The following is a 17,305-nucleotide window of genomic DNA, read 5'->3' as shown; positions in this document are numbered from 1 at the left end:
TCAATATGAATGTATTTAAGTTTTTTTGTTTAATTGTTTTGCTGGGATGCCAATTTTCGGCACATGCAGAGCGTATTAAAGATATCTCTATGGTTGAAGGTGTGCGTTCTAACCAATTAGTGGGTTACGGGTTAGTTGTTGGCTTACCTGGGACTGGCGAGCAAAGTAAGTTTACTCAACAGAGTTTCAAGGGCATGTTAAGTAATTTTGGTATTACACTGCCTGCTAATTTAAGCCCTAAAATTAAAAATGTGGCTGCTGTTGCTGTGCATGCAGAGTTACCTGCGTTCAGAAAACCAGGACAAACAATTGATATTACCGTGTCGTCTATTGGCAGCGCCGGTAGTTTGCGCGGTGGTACTTTAATTCAAACATTTTTAAAAGGTGTTGATGGGAATGTATACGCTATAGCACAAGGTAGCCTTATTGTTGGCGGCTTAGGAGCTGAGGGTTTGGATGGCAGCAAGGTTGTTATAAATACACCCACCGTCGGTCGAATTCCCAATGGTGCTACTGTTGAACGTGCCGTTAAAAGTCCATTTATACAAAGCGACTATATTACTTTTAATTTAAATCGCCCAGATTTTACAACAGCGAAACGTTTAGAAAGTACGATAAACGACTTAGTTGGTCCCAATAGCGCACAAGCTATTGATGCTGCATCTATCCGTGTTATTGCCCCAAGAGATGCATCACAACGTGTATCGTATTTATCAACACTTGAAAACTTAGAGTTTACCCCTGCGGATAACGCAGCAAAAATTATTGTTAACTCTCGTACGGGTACGATTGTAATTGGAAAAAATGTAAAACTACAGCCTGCCGCGATTACTCATGGTGGTTTAACTGTGACGATTACAGAACAACAAAATGTATCTCAGCCCAATGCATTAAGTGAAGGTGAAACCGCCGTTACTAATCAAAGTATCATTGATGTGAATCAGGATGATTCACATGCATTTGTATTTAATCCAGGTGTTAGCTTGGACGATTTGGTCAGAGCAATCAATGAAGTTGGTGCTGCACCAGGTGACTTGATGGCAATTCTTGAAGCGCTAAAAGAGGCTGGTGCAATAAACGGTCAACTAGTTGTTATTTAGTATTTAAACACGCCCTAGTAACATTTTTACTAGGGTAAAATCATCCCCTCGCAATATATTTAATTTAAAGTTAGTCAACTGGCTCAATTTTTGCATTTTAATTGCATTACTCATTATTGTGTCAAAAAGCTGATGGAAACAAATCATCTCGATAAGCAAAACTTTTTTGATTTAGGCAACTTAGATTCACTCCGTAAAGAAGCCTTAACCAGTGGTGATTCATCGACTGATGCATCAAAGGCTGCGCTAAAAAAAGCCGCTGCACAATTTGAAGCAATTTTTACCCAAATGTTACTTAAAAGTATGCGCAAGGCAAACGAAGCATTTGAGGACAAAGAAAGTCCATTTAATTCCAGTGGTGTTAAGTTCTTTGAAGAAATGCACGATCAACAATTATCGACAGAACTTTCATCAAATGGTTCTTTAGGCCTTGCAGACTTAATCGTTCAACAGTTATCCCCTGATGGTAAAAACTTTATGCCCAGATCTGTTTTAAGAACAACAGCGGACTTTTTAAGTGATAAGCGAGTAGGCTCAGAACTTCCTCACGAAAACAATAATAAATCAGTAGAGCCTGTAAATATGAACATGGATATCACAGAATCAAAGATAGAGACTCCGGTATTTGAATCGTCTGAAGAGTTTGTTAGCTCTGTGTGGGAACACGCTAAAACGGCAGCAAAGAAAATTGGTTTGAACCCGGTTGTAATGGTAGCGCAAGCGGCACTTGAAACCGGTTGGGGTAAACATATTATTAATAAAAGTGATGGTAACAGTTCAAATAACTTATTTAATATTAAATCAGATAAAAGCTGGGAAGGTGAAAAAGCAAGCAAAGTTACACTCGAATTTGAGCAAGGTACAGCGGTCAAAAAGAAAGCAAGCTTTAGGGCGTACGACTCAATAAAAGAAAGTGTAAATGACTTTGTTGATTTTTTGACACAAAATCCACGCTACCAAAAAGCATTACAAAATACAGCAAAGCCAAGCGACTTTTTAGATTCGTTACAAAAAGCGGGTTATGCAACCGATCCAAATTACGCTAGCAAAATAAAACAAGTACTCAATAGTGCAGAATTAAAAGATATTGCAGCAAACGCTATTCGCCAAGGAGTTAAGTAACATGTCATTATTTGATATAGCTAGATCTGGAATAAGGGCGAGCTCAGAGCTACTGCAAACCACTAGTAAAAATATATCTAATGTAAATACCAATGGTTATGTTCGTGAACGGACAGAGCATACAACTATGATTGATAATCAGGTTGGCCGAGGCGAAACATACCGAATGGTTAATCAGTATGCTCAGGAGCAATTGAACCGAGATACTTCGAATAAGTCATTTTTTGACCAGTTTGTTTCTGAGGCAAATAGGGTTGATACCTTATTTTCAGAAGAATCAAATAGCCTATCTACAGGCATAAATTCGTTATTTAATAATGTTCAAGGAGCGCTTAACCAGCCTTCTTCAATGGTTTCGCGTTCGCTAGTCATGACTGGTGCTGAAAGTTTAATCAGCCAAATGGATAGACTCTCAGGAATTGTACTTGATCAAAAAAATACAGTAAACGAGCAGCTTGATATTTTTACCGAGGAAGCAAATGGACTGATTCAAAAAATTAGTGCATTAAATAAAGACATAGCAGCCGTACATGGGACTAATAGTGCTACAGATGCGAGTTCTACTTATAACGAACGTGATAAAGCAATACGCGATTTATCGGAGCTAATTGATGTAGAAACACTCGATGGCCCAAATGGAGAAAAGCTTATTTTTATGGGGACAGGTGAAGCTGTCGTTATGCAAAACGGTTCATTTAATTTATTTTCAATGAAAGGTGATCCTGATCATAACTTCAAAAGTTTGAAGCTTGATGTCGATGGCGGCAAGGCTGTTCCTCTCGAAGTTGATACAAGTAAATTAAAAGGAAAAATTGGCGGCTTACTTGCATTTAGAGACGATATTTTAGTACCAGCACAAAATCAAATTGGTCAAATGGGATTGGCTATTGCAGATTCTTTTAATGAGCAAAATAAGCTTGGTATGGATGCTAATGGTGAGTTAGGCGGCAATATATTTAATATACCTTCAGTCGGCGGTTATGCTTATGCAGCCAATACTGGTGGTTCAACCATAACAGCAACGCTCGAACCAGGTAAAGGGAGCGAATTGCCTGCAAGCGATTTTATAGTCACGTATACAAGCGCCACAACGGTAGAAATTCAGCCCGTAGATAATAAAGGTGAGCCACTAGGTATCCCCTCAACAGCAAATGTAGTAGCGGGAGTCGTTGATTCATCTACCATTACAAGTGGTGAATCGTTTGGGCTACAAATTAACGTGTCAGGTGCTGCCAATGCAGGTGATCAGTTTCAAATCAAGCTTAATTCAGAAGCCGCTGCAAACATGTCTTTGGCAACCTCTCGTGGTGAGGACTTAGCGCTGGCATCACCAATTAGAACTGCTAATGATATCAATAATGTGGGAACTGCGACAATTTCAGTGGGGGATGTGAGCGATGTAACCACTGGTAGTTTTTCTTCTTCACCTGCAGGATTAACGAATGGCCCTATTTCCATTGTTAAAACAGCTAATGCGAATGAATACACCGTCTCGGATGGTGTAAATACTAGTACATTTACTGTTACACCACCGGCAAAAAATATATTGCAGCAAGCAGGTAATGGATTTGAGCAATATGGTTTTGATTTTGATATTGAAGGGACACCAGAAACCGGCGATATCTTTACAGTGGAGTTTAATGAAGGAGGTTTTGATGATAACCGTAACGGTCATAAACTTGCTGAACTTCAAAGTGGTAACATAGTGCGTCAAAATGTTGTTGCAGGCACCAATGCTGATAACCACAAAACGTTTAACCAAGCATATGCAGGCTTGGTGAGTGATATTGGTGTTGTAACGAGCCAAGCACAAACAAATGGTGAAGCATACGATGCTCTTGCTGAGCAATCTGAAATTTGGTACGAATCGCTTTCAGGCGTTAATTTAGATGAAGAGGCTGCTAATTTAATACAATTTCAACAGTCTTATTCGGCATCGGCACAAGTTCTATCGACTGCTAGAGCTATCTTTGACGCTTTACTTAATGCAACGAGGTAATCATGCGTTTATCAAATAATTTAATGTATCAAAGCAGTATTAATAAAATACTGGATGGGCAACAAGGTGTCGCAAATGCACAAGAACGAGTTAATACATTGCAAAAATATTTAACAACGTCAGAAGCGCCAGCAGATGTTTCACAGGGAATGTTATATTCAAATAAAATACAAACCAATGAGCAATATACAAAAAATATTAATCAGCTTAGTGGTCGCCTCGAAATAGAAGAAAGCGTTTTACAAGGTATTAATACCAGTATTCAAGAAGCGGAATCCCTAGCATTGCAAGCGGGTAATGGCGCTTATACTGAAGACAATTTGAAGTCGATTGCATCCGAGCTAAGCGGTATTCAGCAAACGCTTGCTAATTTAATGAATACCCGCTCCGAAGATGGGAAATTTATATTTTCAGGTTATCAAGATAGCACTCAACCTTATCAGTTTGATTCAACGCTAGGTGAATACACTTATAATGGCGATCAAGGTACCCATCAAATAACGATAGCGGAAGGTGTATCAATTAAATCAAGTGATAACGGTTTTGATACATTTGAAAAAACAGCAGCGCGTTTAGATGTAGTCTCAAACACGACTGCAATTCCTACAACAGTCCCTACTAATAACATCACCGCAGGTACTGTATATGTTGATGGTCAAACTGAGTTTGATCGATTTCATCAATCTAATTACAACGCAGATCCAGCAGCGTCAGCAACAGCAAATACTTATAATGTAGTGATTACAGCTGGCGCAACGCCAACAGATCCTGATCAATACGAAATTCAACGTGATGGCGTGTCTCTTTCTCCTCAAGTGATAGGTGATATTACCGATGAACCAATAGATTTTGCAGGAATGAAAATTGAATTTGAAGGTACAGCACCTGGTCAGCTTGACTTTAGCCTAAAAAAACCAGAAAAAGAAAACGTACTTAATACGTTGCAAGCACTCATTACAGGTTTGAATGATGGCACACTTGAAGGCGATGATTTTCAACAAGTATTAGCCGAGGGTGTTGTTCAGCTACAAAATGCCAGTAAGCAAGTGGTTTTCACGCAGGCAAGTTTAGGCGGAAGAATGGTTGCGCTTGAACTCGTAACCGACACTAACTTAGCGCTTGATATTCAAAATAAAAGTAATAGATCTAGTTTAATTGAGGTGGATCAAACTGCTGCTGTTAGCGAGCTCACTAAACAAGAAACCGCACTGCAAGTATCTCAAGCAACCTTTGGGCGTTTATCAAACCTTTCATTGTTCGACTACCTTTAACCAGAAATATTTTGCCGCTTTACTTCTTTTAAAGCGGCAAAAAATTGTCGCTTCAAGCTTTTTTAAATTTAATTTTTAATTAAAATTCTTAAAAAAAACAGTTGCTTAAATCTCTTTAAAAGTTGGCACAGTAAATGCTTTGTAATAAGAGATTATCGAATAGTGGTTCCTGTTAAAACGTGTTGAACCACACTCTGCTTAAACCTAGGAGATGGTAAAATGGCATTAACAGTAAATACTAATGTGTCGTCATTAAACGCACAACGTAACTTAAATAAATCAGGCGAAGGCTTAGCAACTTCAATGCAACGTTTATCATCAGGTATGCGTATTAATAGCGCAAAAGATGATGCTGCCGGTCTGCAAATTTCAAACAGATTAACATCACAAATAAATGGTTTGTCAGTTGCCCAGCGAAATGCCAGCGATGGTATTTCAATGGCGCAAACCGCTGAAGGTGCGATGAATGAGTCAACAAATATTTTACAGCGTATGCGTGAACTTGCATTGCAATCAGCTAATGGTTTAAACTCGCCAGAAGATCGTAAGGCATTGCAAAAAGAAGTATCAGCACTTCAAGTTGAATTAACACGTATTGCAGATACCACCTCGTTTGGTGGTCAACAATTACTAGATGGTACTTATGGTAGTAAAGCCTTTCAAGTGGGTGCTAACGCTAATGAAACTATTAATGTATCGCTTTCAAGTGTTGCAGCTGAAAAAATTGGCGCAAATCAAACGAATTTGCAATCAGCGACTACTGTGGATGGTTTTGGTCAAGTAAATGAAACGGGTACAGGTGCGCTTGCCGCTAGTGTAATTGCATATGGTAACTTGGCAATTTCTGGGCGAGAAGATTCTACGGTCACTATTCCAAATGGTGCCAGTGCAGAAGAAGCTGCTGATTTAATAAATCAAGTAACGGGTGCTACAGGTGTCTCGGCACAAGCAAGAACTGAAGCTCAGCTCGATATTACCGGCACGCAAACAGCAGCGGGTGAACCTGTCAACTTTGAGCTAAATGGCGAAAAAGTGTCGTTTGTTGCAACAGGTACTGCAACCGGTGATGAGCAGGCAATGGCTGAAGCTATTAATAAAGAAACTGATGAGCATGGTGTTACGGCAACCATTAATAATGGTGTTTTATCTGTTTCAAATAATAAGGGCGCAGATATTGAAATTGTTGGATTTGCCGGAGACGCAGGCTCGACTTTAGATATAACTCCTCAAGGTTATAACGAAGGGTCTGCCGGTGATGTTGTGGTATTGACTACTGGTGCGACAGACTCAGCCAGAATAGCCGGTGCTATCCAATTAAATTCATCAGAGATATTTTCTACAACAGGTAGTACTTCAGTGGATGAAGTTGCGACTAAAGTGACTAGTTCTTTAGAAAATGCAGCTGATATTGATATTACAAGCAAAAAAGGTTCACAAGATGCTTTATCGGTAATTGATAACGCGATTGCCAATATTGACTCACAACGTGCCAGCTTGGGTGCAGTACAAAACCGCTTTAACCATACAATTAGTAACTTGGCAAATATTTCTGAGAATGTATCTGCATCACGTAGTCGAATTCAAGATACTGACTTTGCAACAGAAACAGCGCAAATGACTAAAAATCAGATCTTACAACAGGCGGGTACATCAATCTTGTCGCAAGCTAATCAATTGCCTCAAGCCGCACTTAGTTTATTAGGTGGTTAATTAAATTAATAATAGTTTTTGTATATTAAAAGCGCATTTATTGCGCTTTTTTGCTTTGTAGTATTTGGGTTTTACATTAATTTATATTTAAATCATGTAGTTAATTTTTTTAGTTGTTTACTAAATAAAAGCTAAAGGTATTCTGTTTCCTGCCGTTAACTTAATCAGTAAGGGCCTTGTACATAAATTTGTTACGGCTCTTGGTTAAATCAAAACACTACTTTTACGAAAGCAATCAGGAGTTTTATTATGATTTCAGTAAACACAAATGTATCTTCATTAAACGCACAACGTAATCTATCTCAATCAGGTTCTGACTTAGCGACATCAATGGAGCGTTTATCATCGGGTATGCGTATTAACAGCGCAAAAGATGATGCGGCAGGCCTACAAATTTCAAATCGTTTAACATCACAAGTAAATGGTTTAGGTGTAGCTCAAAGAAATGCATACGACGGTATTTCAGTGGCGCAAACAGCTGAAGGCGCGATGAATGAGTCTACAAGTATTTTACAGCGCATGCGTGAATTAGCACTGCAATCATCGAATGGTTTTAATTCAGTAGACGACCGTAAAGCGCTACAAAAAGAAGTATCAGCTTTATCAACAGAGCTAACACGTATTTCAGATACGACTTCGTTTGGTGGTCAGCAATTATTGAACGGCAGCTTCGGTTCAAAATCATTCCAAATTGGTTCAAATGCAAACGAAACAATTAACGTATCGCTGTCTAGTGTAGCGGCAGAAAAAATTGGTTCTAACCAAGTTAATTTACAATCAGCAGCAGCAGATGGTTTTGGTCAAGCTGCGGCTGCCTCAGCAACACTAGCAACAAGTGCTGTTGCAGGCGGTACATATGATATCTCTGGACGTAATGACGCTCAAGTTACTATTGCTGCAGGCGCTAGTGCAGAAGATGCCGCAGCTGCGATTAACAGTGTAACGAGCTCTACAGGTGTTACAGCTCAAGCAAGAACTGAAGCTGGCTTATCTCTTTCTACGCTAGCTGCTGTAGATGAATCTGTAAATTTTGAACTTAATGGTGAGAAGTTATCATTTGTTGCTACAGGTACTAAATCAGGTGATGAGCAAGCATTAGCCGAAGCAATCAACAAAGCAACAGACGATCATGGTGTAACGGCAACGATTGAAAATGGCGCTCTTTCTATATCGAACAACAAGGGTACAGATATTACATTTGCAGATTTAACAGACAGTGCCGGTACACCTACAGTTGAACTTGCTGTTACTCCAAAAGGTTATGATGGGACTGCTGGTACAGCGGTAACATTAAATACAGCCACTGGTGCAACTAGAGTATCAGGTGCTGTTCAGTTGAATTCTTCAGAGACATTTAGTGCGCAAGCAAGCGATGCGTCTTTAGCCGCTGGTACAACTGATGTAACAAGTAAGCTAAATGATATTGCTAGTGTTGATATTGCCAGCCAGAAAGGCTCACAAGATGCGCTAGCAGTTATTGATAACGCGATTGCAAACATCGACTCACAACGAGCGAGCTTAGGTGCGGTTCAAAATCGTTTTAACCACACAATAAGTAACTTAGCGAATATATCAGAGAACGTATCTGCATCACGTAGCCGAATTCAAGATACTGACTTTGCAACAGAAACAGCAGAGATGACGAAAAACCAAATATTGCAACAAGCAGGTACATCAATCTTGTCGCAAGCTAATCAGTTACCGCAAACAGCGCTTAGCTTACTAGGTTAATAAGCTAATAGTAGCGGCTAGGTTGTGGCTAACTAATACAAAAAGTCAGTATTAGTAATTAAAAAGGAGATGGCTTTAGCTATCTCCTTTTGTAGTTTAAAGCTACAATTAGTACCAATCATATGCGTGATGCAGGAGGCGATATGAACACCATAACTTCAAGCTCGGAAACGATGTTGCCAGTTTCAACTACAGCGAGTGATGTTAAGCAAGCAGGTCAAACTGCTAGTAATTTAACTGAACGTGCTATTGATGATGTAAAGCAAGTAGATACACAGCAAGTAGATATACAGACCCAGCAGCAATTGCAGCAGAAAATGTATGAAAAAGAGGCTGAAGACCAACAACAGCCTTTAGAACGTGAACAACTAGAAAAAATGGCGCAACAATTGCAGGACTTTATGGGAGAAATGAATCGCAGTCTGCAATTTAAAGTAGATGAAGATTCAGGACGTGATGTAATTAAAGTGCTCGACAAAAACAGTGGAGAAGTAATTAAGCAATATCCTTCGGAGGAAGTATTAAGCTTAGTCTCTAAGCTGTCTGAATCGGCAGGTATTTTGATTGATCAAACGGTTTAGTATCAATCTCAAATTAGTTTGTTTTTTAAGTATTTAAAGAGGTGATGTATGGATATTTCGTTTACTGGCTTAGGCTCTGGTTTAGCTGTATCAGATATTGTTGAAGCATTAGTAACGTCAGAAAAAGAACCAGCTGAAACCCGTTTAAATACTAAAGAAGCTAGTTTAACAACTGATATCTCAGCCGTTGGGGCGCTAAAATCAGCGCTTGAAAAAGTGCAAACTTCAATGGAAGCCCTTGGTGATAGTGACAAGTATCAGCAACGTAGTACGTCAGGCACTGATGAATTTATATCTATAAGTGCAAATGAAGACGCACAACCAGGCAGTTATAACGTGAGCGTGGATGCATTAGCGCAAGCTCATAAATTATCATCAAGCGCATTTTCTGCAGATGAGGCAATAGGGGCAGGTGTAATTACGATAGGCTCTGGTGATAATAGCTTCTCCACTGTTTTATCGGCTACCAATACTTTAGAAGACTTACGAGACCAAATTAATAACGGTCCTTTTACTGGCAAGGATAGTAATAACTCGGTTATTGCAACTATAGTAACAAGTGATTTAGGTCAGCACCTAGTGCTAACAAGTAAAGAAACCGGTGAAGAAAACGCGATTAAAATAACTGTACAAGACAGTGATGGTAATAATACAGATACAGGAGGATTATCTCGATTAGCCTATGATGTAACAGATGCAGACCCCCTAAATCATACAACTAACTTAACTGAAGTAAACGCTGCGCAGAATGCACAAATCACTATTGATGGCACGTTGGTTGTATCTAGCAGTACTAACGAGTTCAGTAATGTGATTGATGGTGTCGATATTACCGCTAAAAAACTGCATTATGCCGGAGATAGTGGTGACATATCGGTCACTGAAAATAACAATAATATTAAAAATGGTTTAAGCGGCTTTATTGCAAGCTACAATGAGTTGCTAGAACTTAGTAAAACCTTAGGAACATCAGATAAAAATGGCGCAGGTGTAATGGCGGGAGATTCCTTATTACGTGGTGTCATGTCTAAACTAAGAGATACAATAACAAACTCAGTTAATGTAGAAGGTAATTCGCTGTCACTTTCACAACTAGGTGTAACAACAGACCGATATGGTGTGCTTAGTTTAGATAGTGATACCTTAAGAGACCAAATTAATGCAGATGTAGGTTCTGTGCAGCAGTTCTTTGTTGGCAGCAACGATGATGATGATGGTTTTGCACAGTCGTTTGATGAGTTAATGAGTTTCTATACAGATTCTGACGGGATTATTCAAAACAGAATCGAGAGTAAAACAAATCAACTAGATGATTTAGATGATCAGCGAGAGAGTTTAAAAAGTAAAATGGAATCGTTATCGTCTAGACTATATGCTCAATATAATGCAATGGATTTAGTAGTTGCAAGCCTTAAGAACACCAGTAGTTATGTTCAAGCTCAATTAGATAATATGCCAGGTGCAGTTAGACAATCAAACTAATCCTTTAGTAATACCAACCTGCATAAATCTTTGAGCAATTTAATTCGTTAAACTGATAAAAGATTTATGCAGGTTGGTATAATATATAGAGTCTTGAATCAGGGTAAGATCACGAACTTTACCTTGACTTAAAAGTATGAACTTATACTCCTTTTTTAAGGAGCATCCCCATGCCTAACATTCAGCTATTTAAATATTTCGAATCAATCGACGACCCTCGCCAACAAGGTAAAGTTGTTCATAAACTATTTGATATCATATTCTTAGCTGTTAGCGCTGTTGTATCAGGCTGTCAGGGCTGGGAAGAGATTGAAGATTTTGGCCATGATAGACTAGATTGGCTCAGAAAATATGTTCTTCTTGAACAAGGGATCCCTCGCCATGACACAATTGCTCGTGTAATGAGCCGTATTGACATGACGCAATTCCAAGATTCCTTTTCTTCTTGGATGAAAGCCTGCTCCAAATTAACTCAAGGCGGTGTAGTTGCTATTGACGGTAAACGATTGAAAGGTTCATTTAATCAATCAGATAGACGCGATGCACTTTATATGATCAGTGCATTTGCATGCGAAAATGGTGTTGTTTTGGCACAATGCCCTGTTGATAAAAAGTCGAATGAAATAAAAGCGTTGCCAGAGCTGCTTGAATTATTAGAGATAAAAGGCTGCTTAGTAACGATTGACGCTATGGGGTGTCAAAAATCAATTGCAAAAAAAATAGTAGGTAAAGAAGCCGATTACTTACTTGCGGTAAAAGCAAACCATAAAAGGCTACTGTCACAAATAGAAGATGTGTTATTACCTGAGGTAGCACAACAAGCATCTGATGGGCTCTTGTTTAACGAAGCCGATTATCAAAAAAATAGAGAAGAATTTAGGTGCTGTGCAGTGAGCCATAACGTGAGCGGTTTATCAGAAACGATACACTGGGAAGGTGTAAAAACAGTGGGTGTTATTGTTTCTTATAGAAAAGAAAAAGGTAAATTAAGCAATGAGTTATGCTATAGATACTATATTAGTTCAGCGAATTTAACAGCGGAAGAACTCGCGAGAGGAGCACGACAACATTGGCAAATAGAAAATGGATTACATTGGCGTTTAGATGTAGGATTTAAAGAAGATGAGTGTCGAATTAGGCGCGAAGGTGCAGCACCTGTATTTGCGGGGCTGAGACACATCGCATTTAATCAGCTAAAAGCAGAAAAAAGCTTTAGTAAAGGCATGCCCGCAAAACAGAAAAAAGCTATGCGCAGTACAGCCTACCTTGAAAAGGTATTGAACGCATAGACTTTTTTCATGCTCTTGCCCTTGCCCTGAGTCTTGAATAAGGTTATTCAATCTATTCACTAAGTCGCTTTATAAGTCTTAATAGCCCTACCTGACTTTTTATACTTAATAATAGCTTTAGATGATTCACTTTGAGTTATGTTAGCTTCAGCTAAAATGGAATTAATAGTAATTTGAATTGACTGTAATTGCTCTGCATTAGGACCGTTATTACTTTCACACCATTTTTTTAAATCTGTATTTAAGGTTTTTAAAATGGGTTGAGCTTCATCGGCATTATTATCGTTTACTAACGATTCAATTTCCTTAAGCAGTATTTTTATGTGTTCTGCTTGATTTGTTGTTAGCTGCTCTGAAGCATTATTCGCATTCATAATATAAGCTAAACCGCAGAAACACGTTGATCAACAGGAATATTGTCCCAGCCTTCTTTTATTTCTTTTACAATGTTAGACACCTCTAATACCGCGTCAACATCATTATTTAAATTGGCTTTAATTAATGTGCGTTGGCAATAATCGTAAAGTGCCAATAAGTTGTTAGAAATACTGGGGTCTTGTTCTACTTCTAAATTAAGTGCATCTTGGAGCGCGCCGAATAACAAAATGCAGGCTGATATATTCTCGCCCTTTTTTTCAATCTCTTTTCGCGCAATAAATCCTTTTGTAGCTGCTAAGCGACCAATAATATTACTGAAAATAAGATTTATTTGTTCGTACGGGGTCATTTCTGCAATATTACTTACGCGAACTTGACTGTATTTTTTTACTGAAACATGAGCCATGGGAAAATCCTAGATTTAAACGATAAAAATTATGTAAAAATAAAAGCAATAATAATGCCAAGCATTTTTTACTTATCTATTTATCGGCATGTTCGCTTTCAACTTAAGCTAATATTAGATTATATGTAACTATTCACCATGGTAAATTATTTTCAAAGGATCTTTTTTAACTATTGACCGATCCCGCCAGTATGCCAAGCTAGGGCTATGACCTAATAGCCCTAGCTTCAATGAATTTAAACAGCATCAACATCGACGAAATCGTTGAGAAAACCAAAGCTCAATTACAAGAAGGTAAAACTCTCACGCCTGCGCTGAAGATGCCTATTGAACTCATTCTGGTTGTCGTTGTTATGTTGGCAAGTAAATTAGGACTTAACAGTAACAATAGCAGTATCCCGCCATCAAAAGACATCAACCGAAAAAAACAAAACAAAGAGAAATCAGCCAAGTCAGCGGGTGGTCAAAAAGGCCGAGCAGGTAAAACACTAACCCAAACACAGACGCCTGATGAGATCAAAGTCATCCTAGTTGAACGTGATTTTTTACCGAAAGGTCACTACCGTGAAATTGGCTTTCAAAAACGACAGGTTGTCGATATAGATATCAGGAAAGTGGTCACTGAATACCAAGCACAAATTCTGGAAAATGAGCAAGGTAAGCGTTTTATTGGTGAATTTCCAGAAGACGTTAACAGTCCTATTCAATATGGGGTTGGTGTAAAAGCCCATGCAGTTTACCTATCCCAATATCAATTACTCCCTTACAACCGCATTGAAGAATATTTTTGTGATCAACTCGGTATTCCAATCAGTGCGGGTAGTTTATTTAACTTTAATGAACAAGCAGCGGCCTTGGTAAAGTCCTCCGGCGCAGAAGCCGCGCTCAAGAAAGCCCTGAAAACGACTTATCAAGCCTTACACGTTGATGAAACGGGGATTAATATAGGTGGTAAACGACGATGGCTTCATGGTGCATCAACGACGTGGTGGACGTATTTTTACCCGCATGAGAAAAGAGGGAAAATAGCGATGGATGACGCCGATATTTTACCTCACTTTACTGGGGTACTATGCCACGACCACTGGAAACCGTATTATCAATATACACAGTGCCAACATGCCTTGTGTAATGCACATCATATCCGAGAGTTAGAAAGGGCATGGGAGCAAGACGGTATGCAATGGGCAAAGGATTTGCAAACCCTACTGACTGAAATCAATAAACATCAAATAGATAACCCCGAGCTAGATGCAGACACAAAAGCTCACTATATAGAGAAATATCAACAAATATTGGCTCAAGGTGACATTAAATGCCCTCCACCGGATAAAAACAGCCGAGTAAAAGGCCAGCGAGGCAGATTGAAACGAACAAAGTCTAGAGCGTTGTTAGAGCGGTTAAGAGATTATCAAGATGATGTCTTACGGCAGACATTGATCAGACCAATTTCAAAAATTTCGATTCCTAAATTCGGATAATAAGTGCAATTTCTCAGATTAGATGGCCAGCTGTTATAATTCGGCCATTCTCTCGCCAAAGGAAATTGCTTTAATGAAATATAAACAGCTGACACAAGCAGAAAGATACCAGATTTACGCGTTAATAAAAGCAGGAAATAACCAAAAACAGATAGCTGATGAACTCACTCGTTCACCGTCATCTATCTCTAGAGAGTTAAAACGCAATAAAGGGCTTAAAGGCTATCGACCTAACCAAGCCAATAATTTTGCAGAGCAAAGACGCAAGTCATCTTTCAAAGCAAGTAAGTTAACAGATGATGTTACTGACTGGATTAATAAATTGTTGGTTGACGGACTTTCGCCAGAGCAGGTGGCAGGCCGCTTAGCTTTAGAGAAAAAGGTCGTTTTGCATCATGAAACGATTTATCAATATATTTACAGAGACAAGGCTCGTGGTGGTGAACTACATAAGACACTCACTCGTGCATGTAAAAAGTATAAAAAACGCTATGGAAGCTACGATAAACGTGGACAGATAGTTAATCGAGTCAGTATTGATGAACGCCCAAGTATTGTGGATTCAAAGTCTAGGATTGGTGATTGGGAGGGCGATACAGTGATAGGCAAAGGGCGTAAAAATGCCCTTGTTACAATGGTTGAACGTAAAACGTTATATACAGTCGTTCACAGAATTGAAAGCAAGCATGCGAAAATAACAGCCGATGCGCTGATCAAGTGTATGACACCCTATAAAGGTAAGGTTATTACCGTGACTTTAGATAATGGAAAAGAGTTTGCTCACCATGAGCATGTTGCACAAAAATTAGAAGCGGATGTGTATTTCGCTCACCCATATTCATCATGGGAGCGGGGCATAAATGAGAATACCAACGGCTTACTTAGACGCTTCTTCCCCAAGGGAACTGACTTTATGTCGCTAAGTGAAGCAGAAATACAGGCGGCAGTTGATAAGCTCAACCATCGGCCAAGAAAAACAAGAGGGTATAAAACCCCTCATGAGTTATTTACGGGGCAATCAGAAGTTCTGGTGGCTGCATAATGATTGCACTTAATACTTGAATTCAAGATTTAATTTAAACGCTTAATTCTCTTTAATTTGATAAAATAACATCTCAACTTTGAGGTGTATATGAATCTAAAAATCAAACGGTTAGACCATCACGGTATTGTTTCAGGTGTTATAGAAGACTTAAAAATTGTCAGCCTTTTAGATCAATACTTACCTCAAGACGATAAACAAGAAATCACCCCCGGTGAAGCTGTAAAAGGCATGATCATGAATGGACTCGGTTTTGCCAATCGACCTTTATCACTCAGCCCTCAATTTTTTACTAACTTGCCTCTTGAACATTTATTTCGTGAAGGGGTTCAAGCATCACATTTTAATCGTCACAAACTTGGTAGAACTCTCGATCAATGCTTCGAGTTTGGCTGTGAAAGCTTATTTTCATTAGTCTCCGGACAAGCATGTGAAATAGAACAAGTTGATAAAACCTTTGAATCACTTGATACAACGAGTCACTCACTGACAGGTGAATATGCTTTTGATGATGGAGATAGTGATGAAAACGTCATTAAAATTACTCATGGCTATAGCAAGGCTCACCGTCCTGATTTAAAACAAGTCGTACAAGAAATCATTGTTAGCCAAGATGGTGGGATCCCGCTTGCATGTAAAAACTGGGATGGTAACAGCGCAGACACCGCTATTTTTAAAGCGCGAAGTAAGGCGCTTGTTGACGAGTTCAAAAAAAGCCAAGCTCCTAAATACCTTGTGGCAGACTGTAAACTTTATCATAAAAGTAATGCTGAGTTTTTAACCAAAATTCAATTTCTCACGCTAGTACCTTCAACAATTTCTCTTGAAAAATCCTCTATAAGTACAGCCATAGCAGCCAACCAATGGGTTAATATTGATGATAACTATCAATATGTTGTTGAAGAGATTGAGCATATGGGGATAAAGCAAAGATGGATGATTATTTATTCAAAAGCAGCTAATAGCCGAGCACAAAAAAGCATTGTTCGACAAGTTGAGCGAGCACACACAGGCATCAAAAAAGACCTCTTCCATTTACAAGCTCAACGTTTCGCTTGTCAAACTGACGCACAACGCGCATTAGATAAATTAGCGAAAAAGATGAAGCATCATCAAATAGCGACTCAGCAATTTATTAAGCATAAAGTCTATGAAGGTAAAGGGCGACCTAAAAAAGATGCGCCAGTAAAAAATATTGAATGGCAAATCACGGCAGAAATTGAAGAAAACGAAAGCGCAATAAAACAGATTGTAGAACAAAAGTCATGCTTCGTATTAGCAACGAATATTGATAAAGAAGCCCTTTCACCAGTAGGTTTACTTAAGCATTACAAAGCACAATCTGAAGTAGAAAAAGGGTTTAGGTTTTTAAAAGACCCCTTGTTTTTTTGTTTCATCATTATTTATCAAAAAGCCAAGTAGAATAGATGCTCTGTTGATGGTGATGACACTTTCATTGTTAGTTTATTCAATCGCGCAAAGACGAATGAGAGCGAATATGAAAAAAGAAAAAGCCACGATAGCGAATCAAATCAATAAAGAAATATCTAACCCAACATTACGTTGGGTCTTTCAGTGTTTTGAGGGAATTAATCTACTCCAGCAAGGCGACAAAATCAGCTTGGATGGTTTTGATGAGTTCAGGGAAAAGATAATAAGGCTCATTGGTGGACATGCGTTGCATTTATATAAAATCCAAAAAGTTGCCTAGGG

At 38.8% G+C, this 17,305-nt stretch carries 13 protein-coding genes and 3 pseudogenes; 14 read left to right on the top strand and 2 right to left on the bottom strand.

What is annotated here, in order from left to right:
- The first annotated feature begins 5 nt into the window (after nucleotides 1-5).
- From AC0VZ4_RS15145 to AC0VZ4_RS15095, 11 genes and pseudogenes are all read left to right on the top strand, one after another.
- Nucleotides 6-1,100: a flagellar basal body P-ring protein FlgI gene (locus AC0VZ4_RS15145; protein ID WP_475440061.1), complete on the top strand. Its 1,095-nt coding sequence runs from the start codon at nucleotides 6-8 to the stop codon at nucleotides 1,098-1,100.
- A 132-nt stretch (nucleotides 1,101-1,232) separates the two neighbouring features.
- A complete protein-coding gene (gene flgJ, locus AC0VZ4_RS15140) occupies nucleotides 1,233-2,222 on the top strand; it encodes a flagellar assembly peptidoglycan hydrolase FlgJ (protein ID WP_475440060.1) in 990 nt (329 codons plus the stop codon).
- A 1-nt stretch (nucleotide 2,223) separates the two neighbouring features.
- Nucleotides 2,224-4,221: a flagellar hook-associated protein FlgK gene (gene flgK, locus AC0VZ4_RS15135; RefSeq protein ID WP_475440059.1), complete on the top strand. Its 1,998-nt coding sequence runs from the start codon at nucleotides 2,224-2,226 to the stop codon at nucleotides 4,219-4,221.
- 2 nt (nucleotides 4,222-4,223) lie between these two features.
- Entirely contained in the window at nucleotides 4,224-5,492 is a 1,269-nt protein-coding gene (gene flgL / locus AC0VZ4_RS15130; RefSeq protein WP_475440058.1) for a flagellar hook-associated protein FlgL, read from the top strand.
- A 219-nt stretch (nucleotides 5,493-5,711) separates the two neighbouring features.
- Nucleotides 5,712-6,074 (top strand): annotated as a pseudogene (locus AC0VZ4_RS15125) (flagellin N-terminal helical domain-containing protein); the annotation flags it as partial.
- Between the two features lie 495 nt (nucleotides 6,075-6,569).
- A complete protein-coding gene (locus AC0VZ4_RS15120; protein WP_475441668.1) occupies nucleotides 6,570-7,202 on the top strand; it encodes a flagellin in 633 nt (210 codons plus the stop codon).
- Between the two features lie 249 nt (nucleotides 7,203-7,451).
- A pseudogene (locus AC0VZ4_RS15115) lies at nucleotides 7,452-8,192 on the top strand (flagellin N-terminal helical domain-containing protein); the annotation flags it as partial.
- A gap of 345 nt (nucleotides 8,193-8,537) precedes the next feature.
- On the top strand, nucleotides 8,538-8,933 hold the full coding sequence (locus tag AC0VZ4_RS15110; protein ID WP_475441667.1) for a flagellin: 396 nt from the start codon (nucleotides 8,538-8,540) through the stop codon (nucleotides 8,931-8,933).
- A 143-nt stretch (nucleotides 8,934-9,076) separates the two neighbouring features.
- The gene (locus AC0VZ4_RS15105) at nucleotides 9,077-9,514 is read left to right on the top strand and encodes a flagellar protein FlaG (protein WP_475440057.1); all 438 of its coding nucleotides are present in this window, start codon (nucleotides 9,077-9,079) and stop codon (nucleotides 9,512-9,514) included.
- Nucleotides 9,515-9,562: 48 nt separating this feature from the next.
- Nucleotides 9,563-10,996, top strand: a complete 1,434-nt coding sequence (fliD, locus tag AC0VZ4_RS15100) for a flagellar filament capping protein FliD (RefSeq protein WP_475440056.1) — start codon at nucleotides 9,563-9,565, stop codon at nucleotides 10,994-10,996.
- Nucleotides 10,997-11,166: 170 nt separating this feature from the next.
- Nucleotides 11,167-12,285, top strand: coding sequence for an ISAs1 family transposase (locus AC0VZ4_RS15095; protein WP_475440055.1), 1,119 nt, complete (start codon nucleotides 11,167-11,169; stop codon nucleotides 12,283-12,285).
- Nucleotides 12,286-12,344: 59 nt separating this feature from the next.
- Here the strand turns inward: AC0VZ4_RS15095 and AC0VZ4_RS15090 are convergent, their stop codons facing one another.
- Both AC0VZ4_RS15090 and fliS read right to left on the bottom strand, forming a co-directional pair.
- On the bottom strand, nucleotides 12,345-12,659 hold the full coding sequence (locus AC0VZ4_RS15090) for a hypothetical protein (RefSeq protein ID WP_475440054.1): 315 nt from the start codon (nucleotides 12,657-12,659) through the stop codon (nucleotides 12,345-12,347).
- 8 nt (nucleotides 12,660-12,667) lie between these two features.
- A complete protein-coding gene (gene fliS / locus AC0VZ4_RS15085) occupies nucleotides 12,668-13,069 on the bottom strand; it encodes a flagellar export chaperone FliS (RefSeq protein WP_475440053.1) in 402 nt (133 codons plus the stop codon).
- A 230-nt stretch (nucleotides 13,070-13,299) separates the two neighbouring features.
- Here fliS and tnpC point away from each other — a divergent pair, with 230 nt between their 5' ends.
- From tnpC to AC0VZ4_RS15070, 3 genes and pseudogenes are all read left to right on the top strand, one after another.
- Nucleotides 13,300-14,550 carry an IS66 family transposase gene (gene tnpC / locus AC0VZ4_RS15080; protein ID WP_475440052.1) on the top strand — a complete coding sequence of 417 codons (1,251 nt, stop codon included), beginning with the start codon at nucleotides 13,300-13,302 and terminating at the stop codon, nucleotides 14,548-14,550.
- A 73-nt stretch (nucleotides 14,551-14,623) separates the two neighbouring features.
- The gene (locus tag AC0VZ4_RS15075; RefSeq protein ID WP_475439697.1) at nucleotides 14,624-15,592 is read left to right on the top strand and encodes an IS30 family transposase; all 969 of its coding nucleotides are present in this window, start codon (nucleotides 14,624-14,626) and stop codon (nucleotides 15,590-15,592) included.
- A gap of 90 nt (nucleotides 15,593-15,682) precedes the next feature.
- Nucleotides 15,683-17,303, top strand: a pseudogene (locus AC0VZ4_RS15070) (IS1634 family transposase).
- Nucleotides 17,304-17,305 lie beyond the last annotated feature (2 nt).

Source organism: Pseudoalteromonas sp. QJM3NY_22 (assembly GCF_056173065.1).
This window is presented reverse-complemented; position numbering and strand designations above follow the sequence as displayed.

Bases quoted from the DNA above. Each gene is read 5' to 3' on its own strand.
- AC0VZ4_RS15145 (WP_475440061.1), top strand. From the start codon at position 6: ATGAATGTATTTAAGTTTTTTTGTTTAATTGTTTTGCTGGGATGCCAA.
- flgJ (WP_475440060.1), top strand. From the start codon at position 1,233: ATGGAAACAAATCATCTCGATAAGCAAAACTTTTTTGATTTAGGCAAC.
- flgK (WP_475440059.1), top strand. From the start codon at position 2,224: ATGTCATTATTTGATATAGCTAGATCTGGAATAAGGGCGAGCTCAGAG.
- flgL (WP_475440058.1), top strand. From the start codon at position 4,224: ATGCGTTTATCAAATAATTTAATGTATCAAAGCAGTATTAATAAAATA.
- AC0VZ4_RS15120 (WP_475441668.1), top strand. From the start codon at position 6,570: ATGGCTGAAGCTATTAATAAAGAAACTGATGAGCATGGTGTTACGGCA.
- AC0VZ4_RS15105 (WP_475440057.1), top strand. From the start codon at position 9,077: ATGAACACCATAACTTCAAGCTCGGAAACGATGTTGCCAGTTTCAACT.
- fliD (WP_475440056.1), top strand. From the start codon at position 9,563: ATGGATATTTCGTTTACTGGCTTAGGCTCTGGTTTAGCTGTATCAGAT.
- AC0VZ4_RS15095 (WP_475440055.1), top strand. From the start codon at position 11,167: ATGCCTAACATTCAGCTATTTAAATATTTCGAATCAATCGACGACCCT.
- AC0VZ4_RS15090 (WP_475440054.1), bottom strand. From the start codon at position 12,659: ATGAATGCGAATAATGCTTCAGAGCAGCTAACAACAAATCAAGCAGAA.
- fliS (WP_475440053.1), bottom strand. From the start codon at position 13,069: ATGGCTCATGTTTCAGTAAAAAAATACAGTCAAGTTCGCGTAAGTAAT.
- tnpC (WP_475440052.1), top strand. From the start codon at position 13,300: ATGAATTTAAACAGCATCAACATCGACGAAATCGTTGAGAAAACCAAA.
- AC0VZ4_RS15075 (WP_475439697.1), top strand. From the start codon at position 14,624: ATGAAATATAAACAGCTGACACAAGCAGAAAGATACCAGATTTACGCG.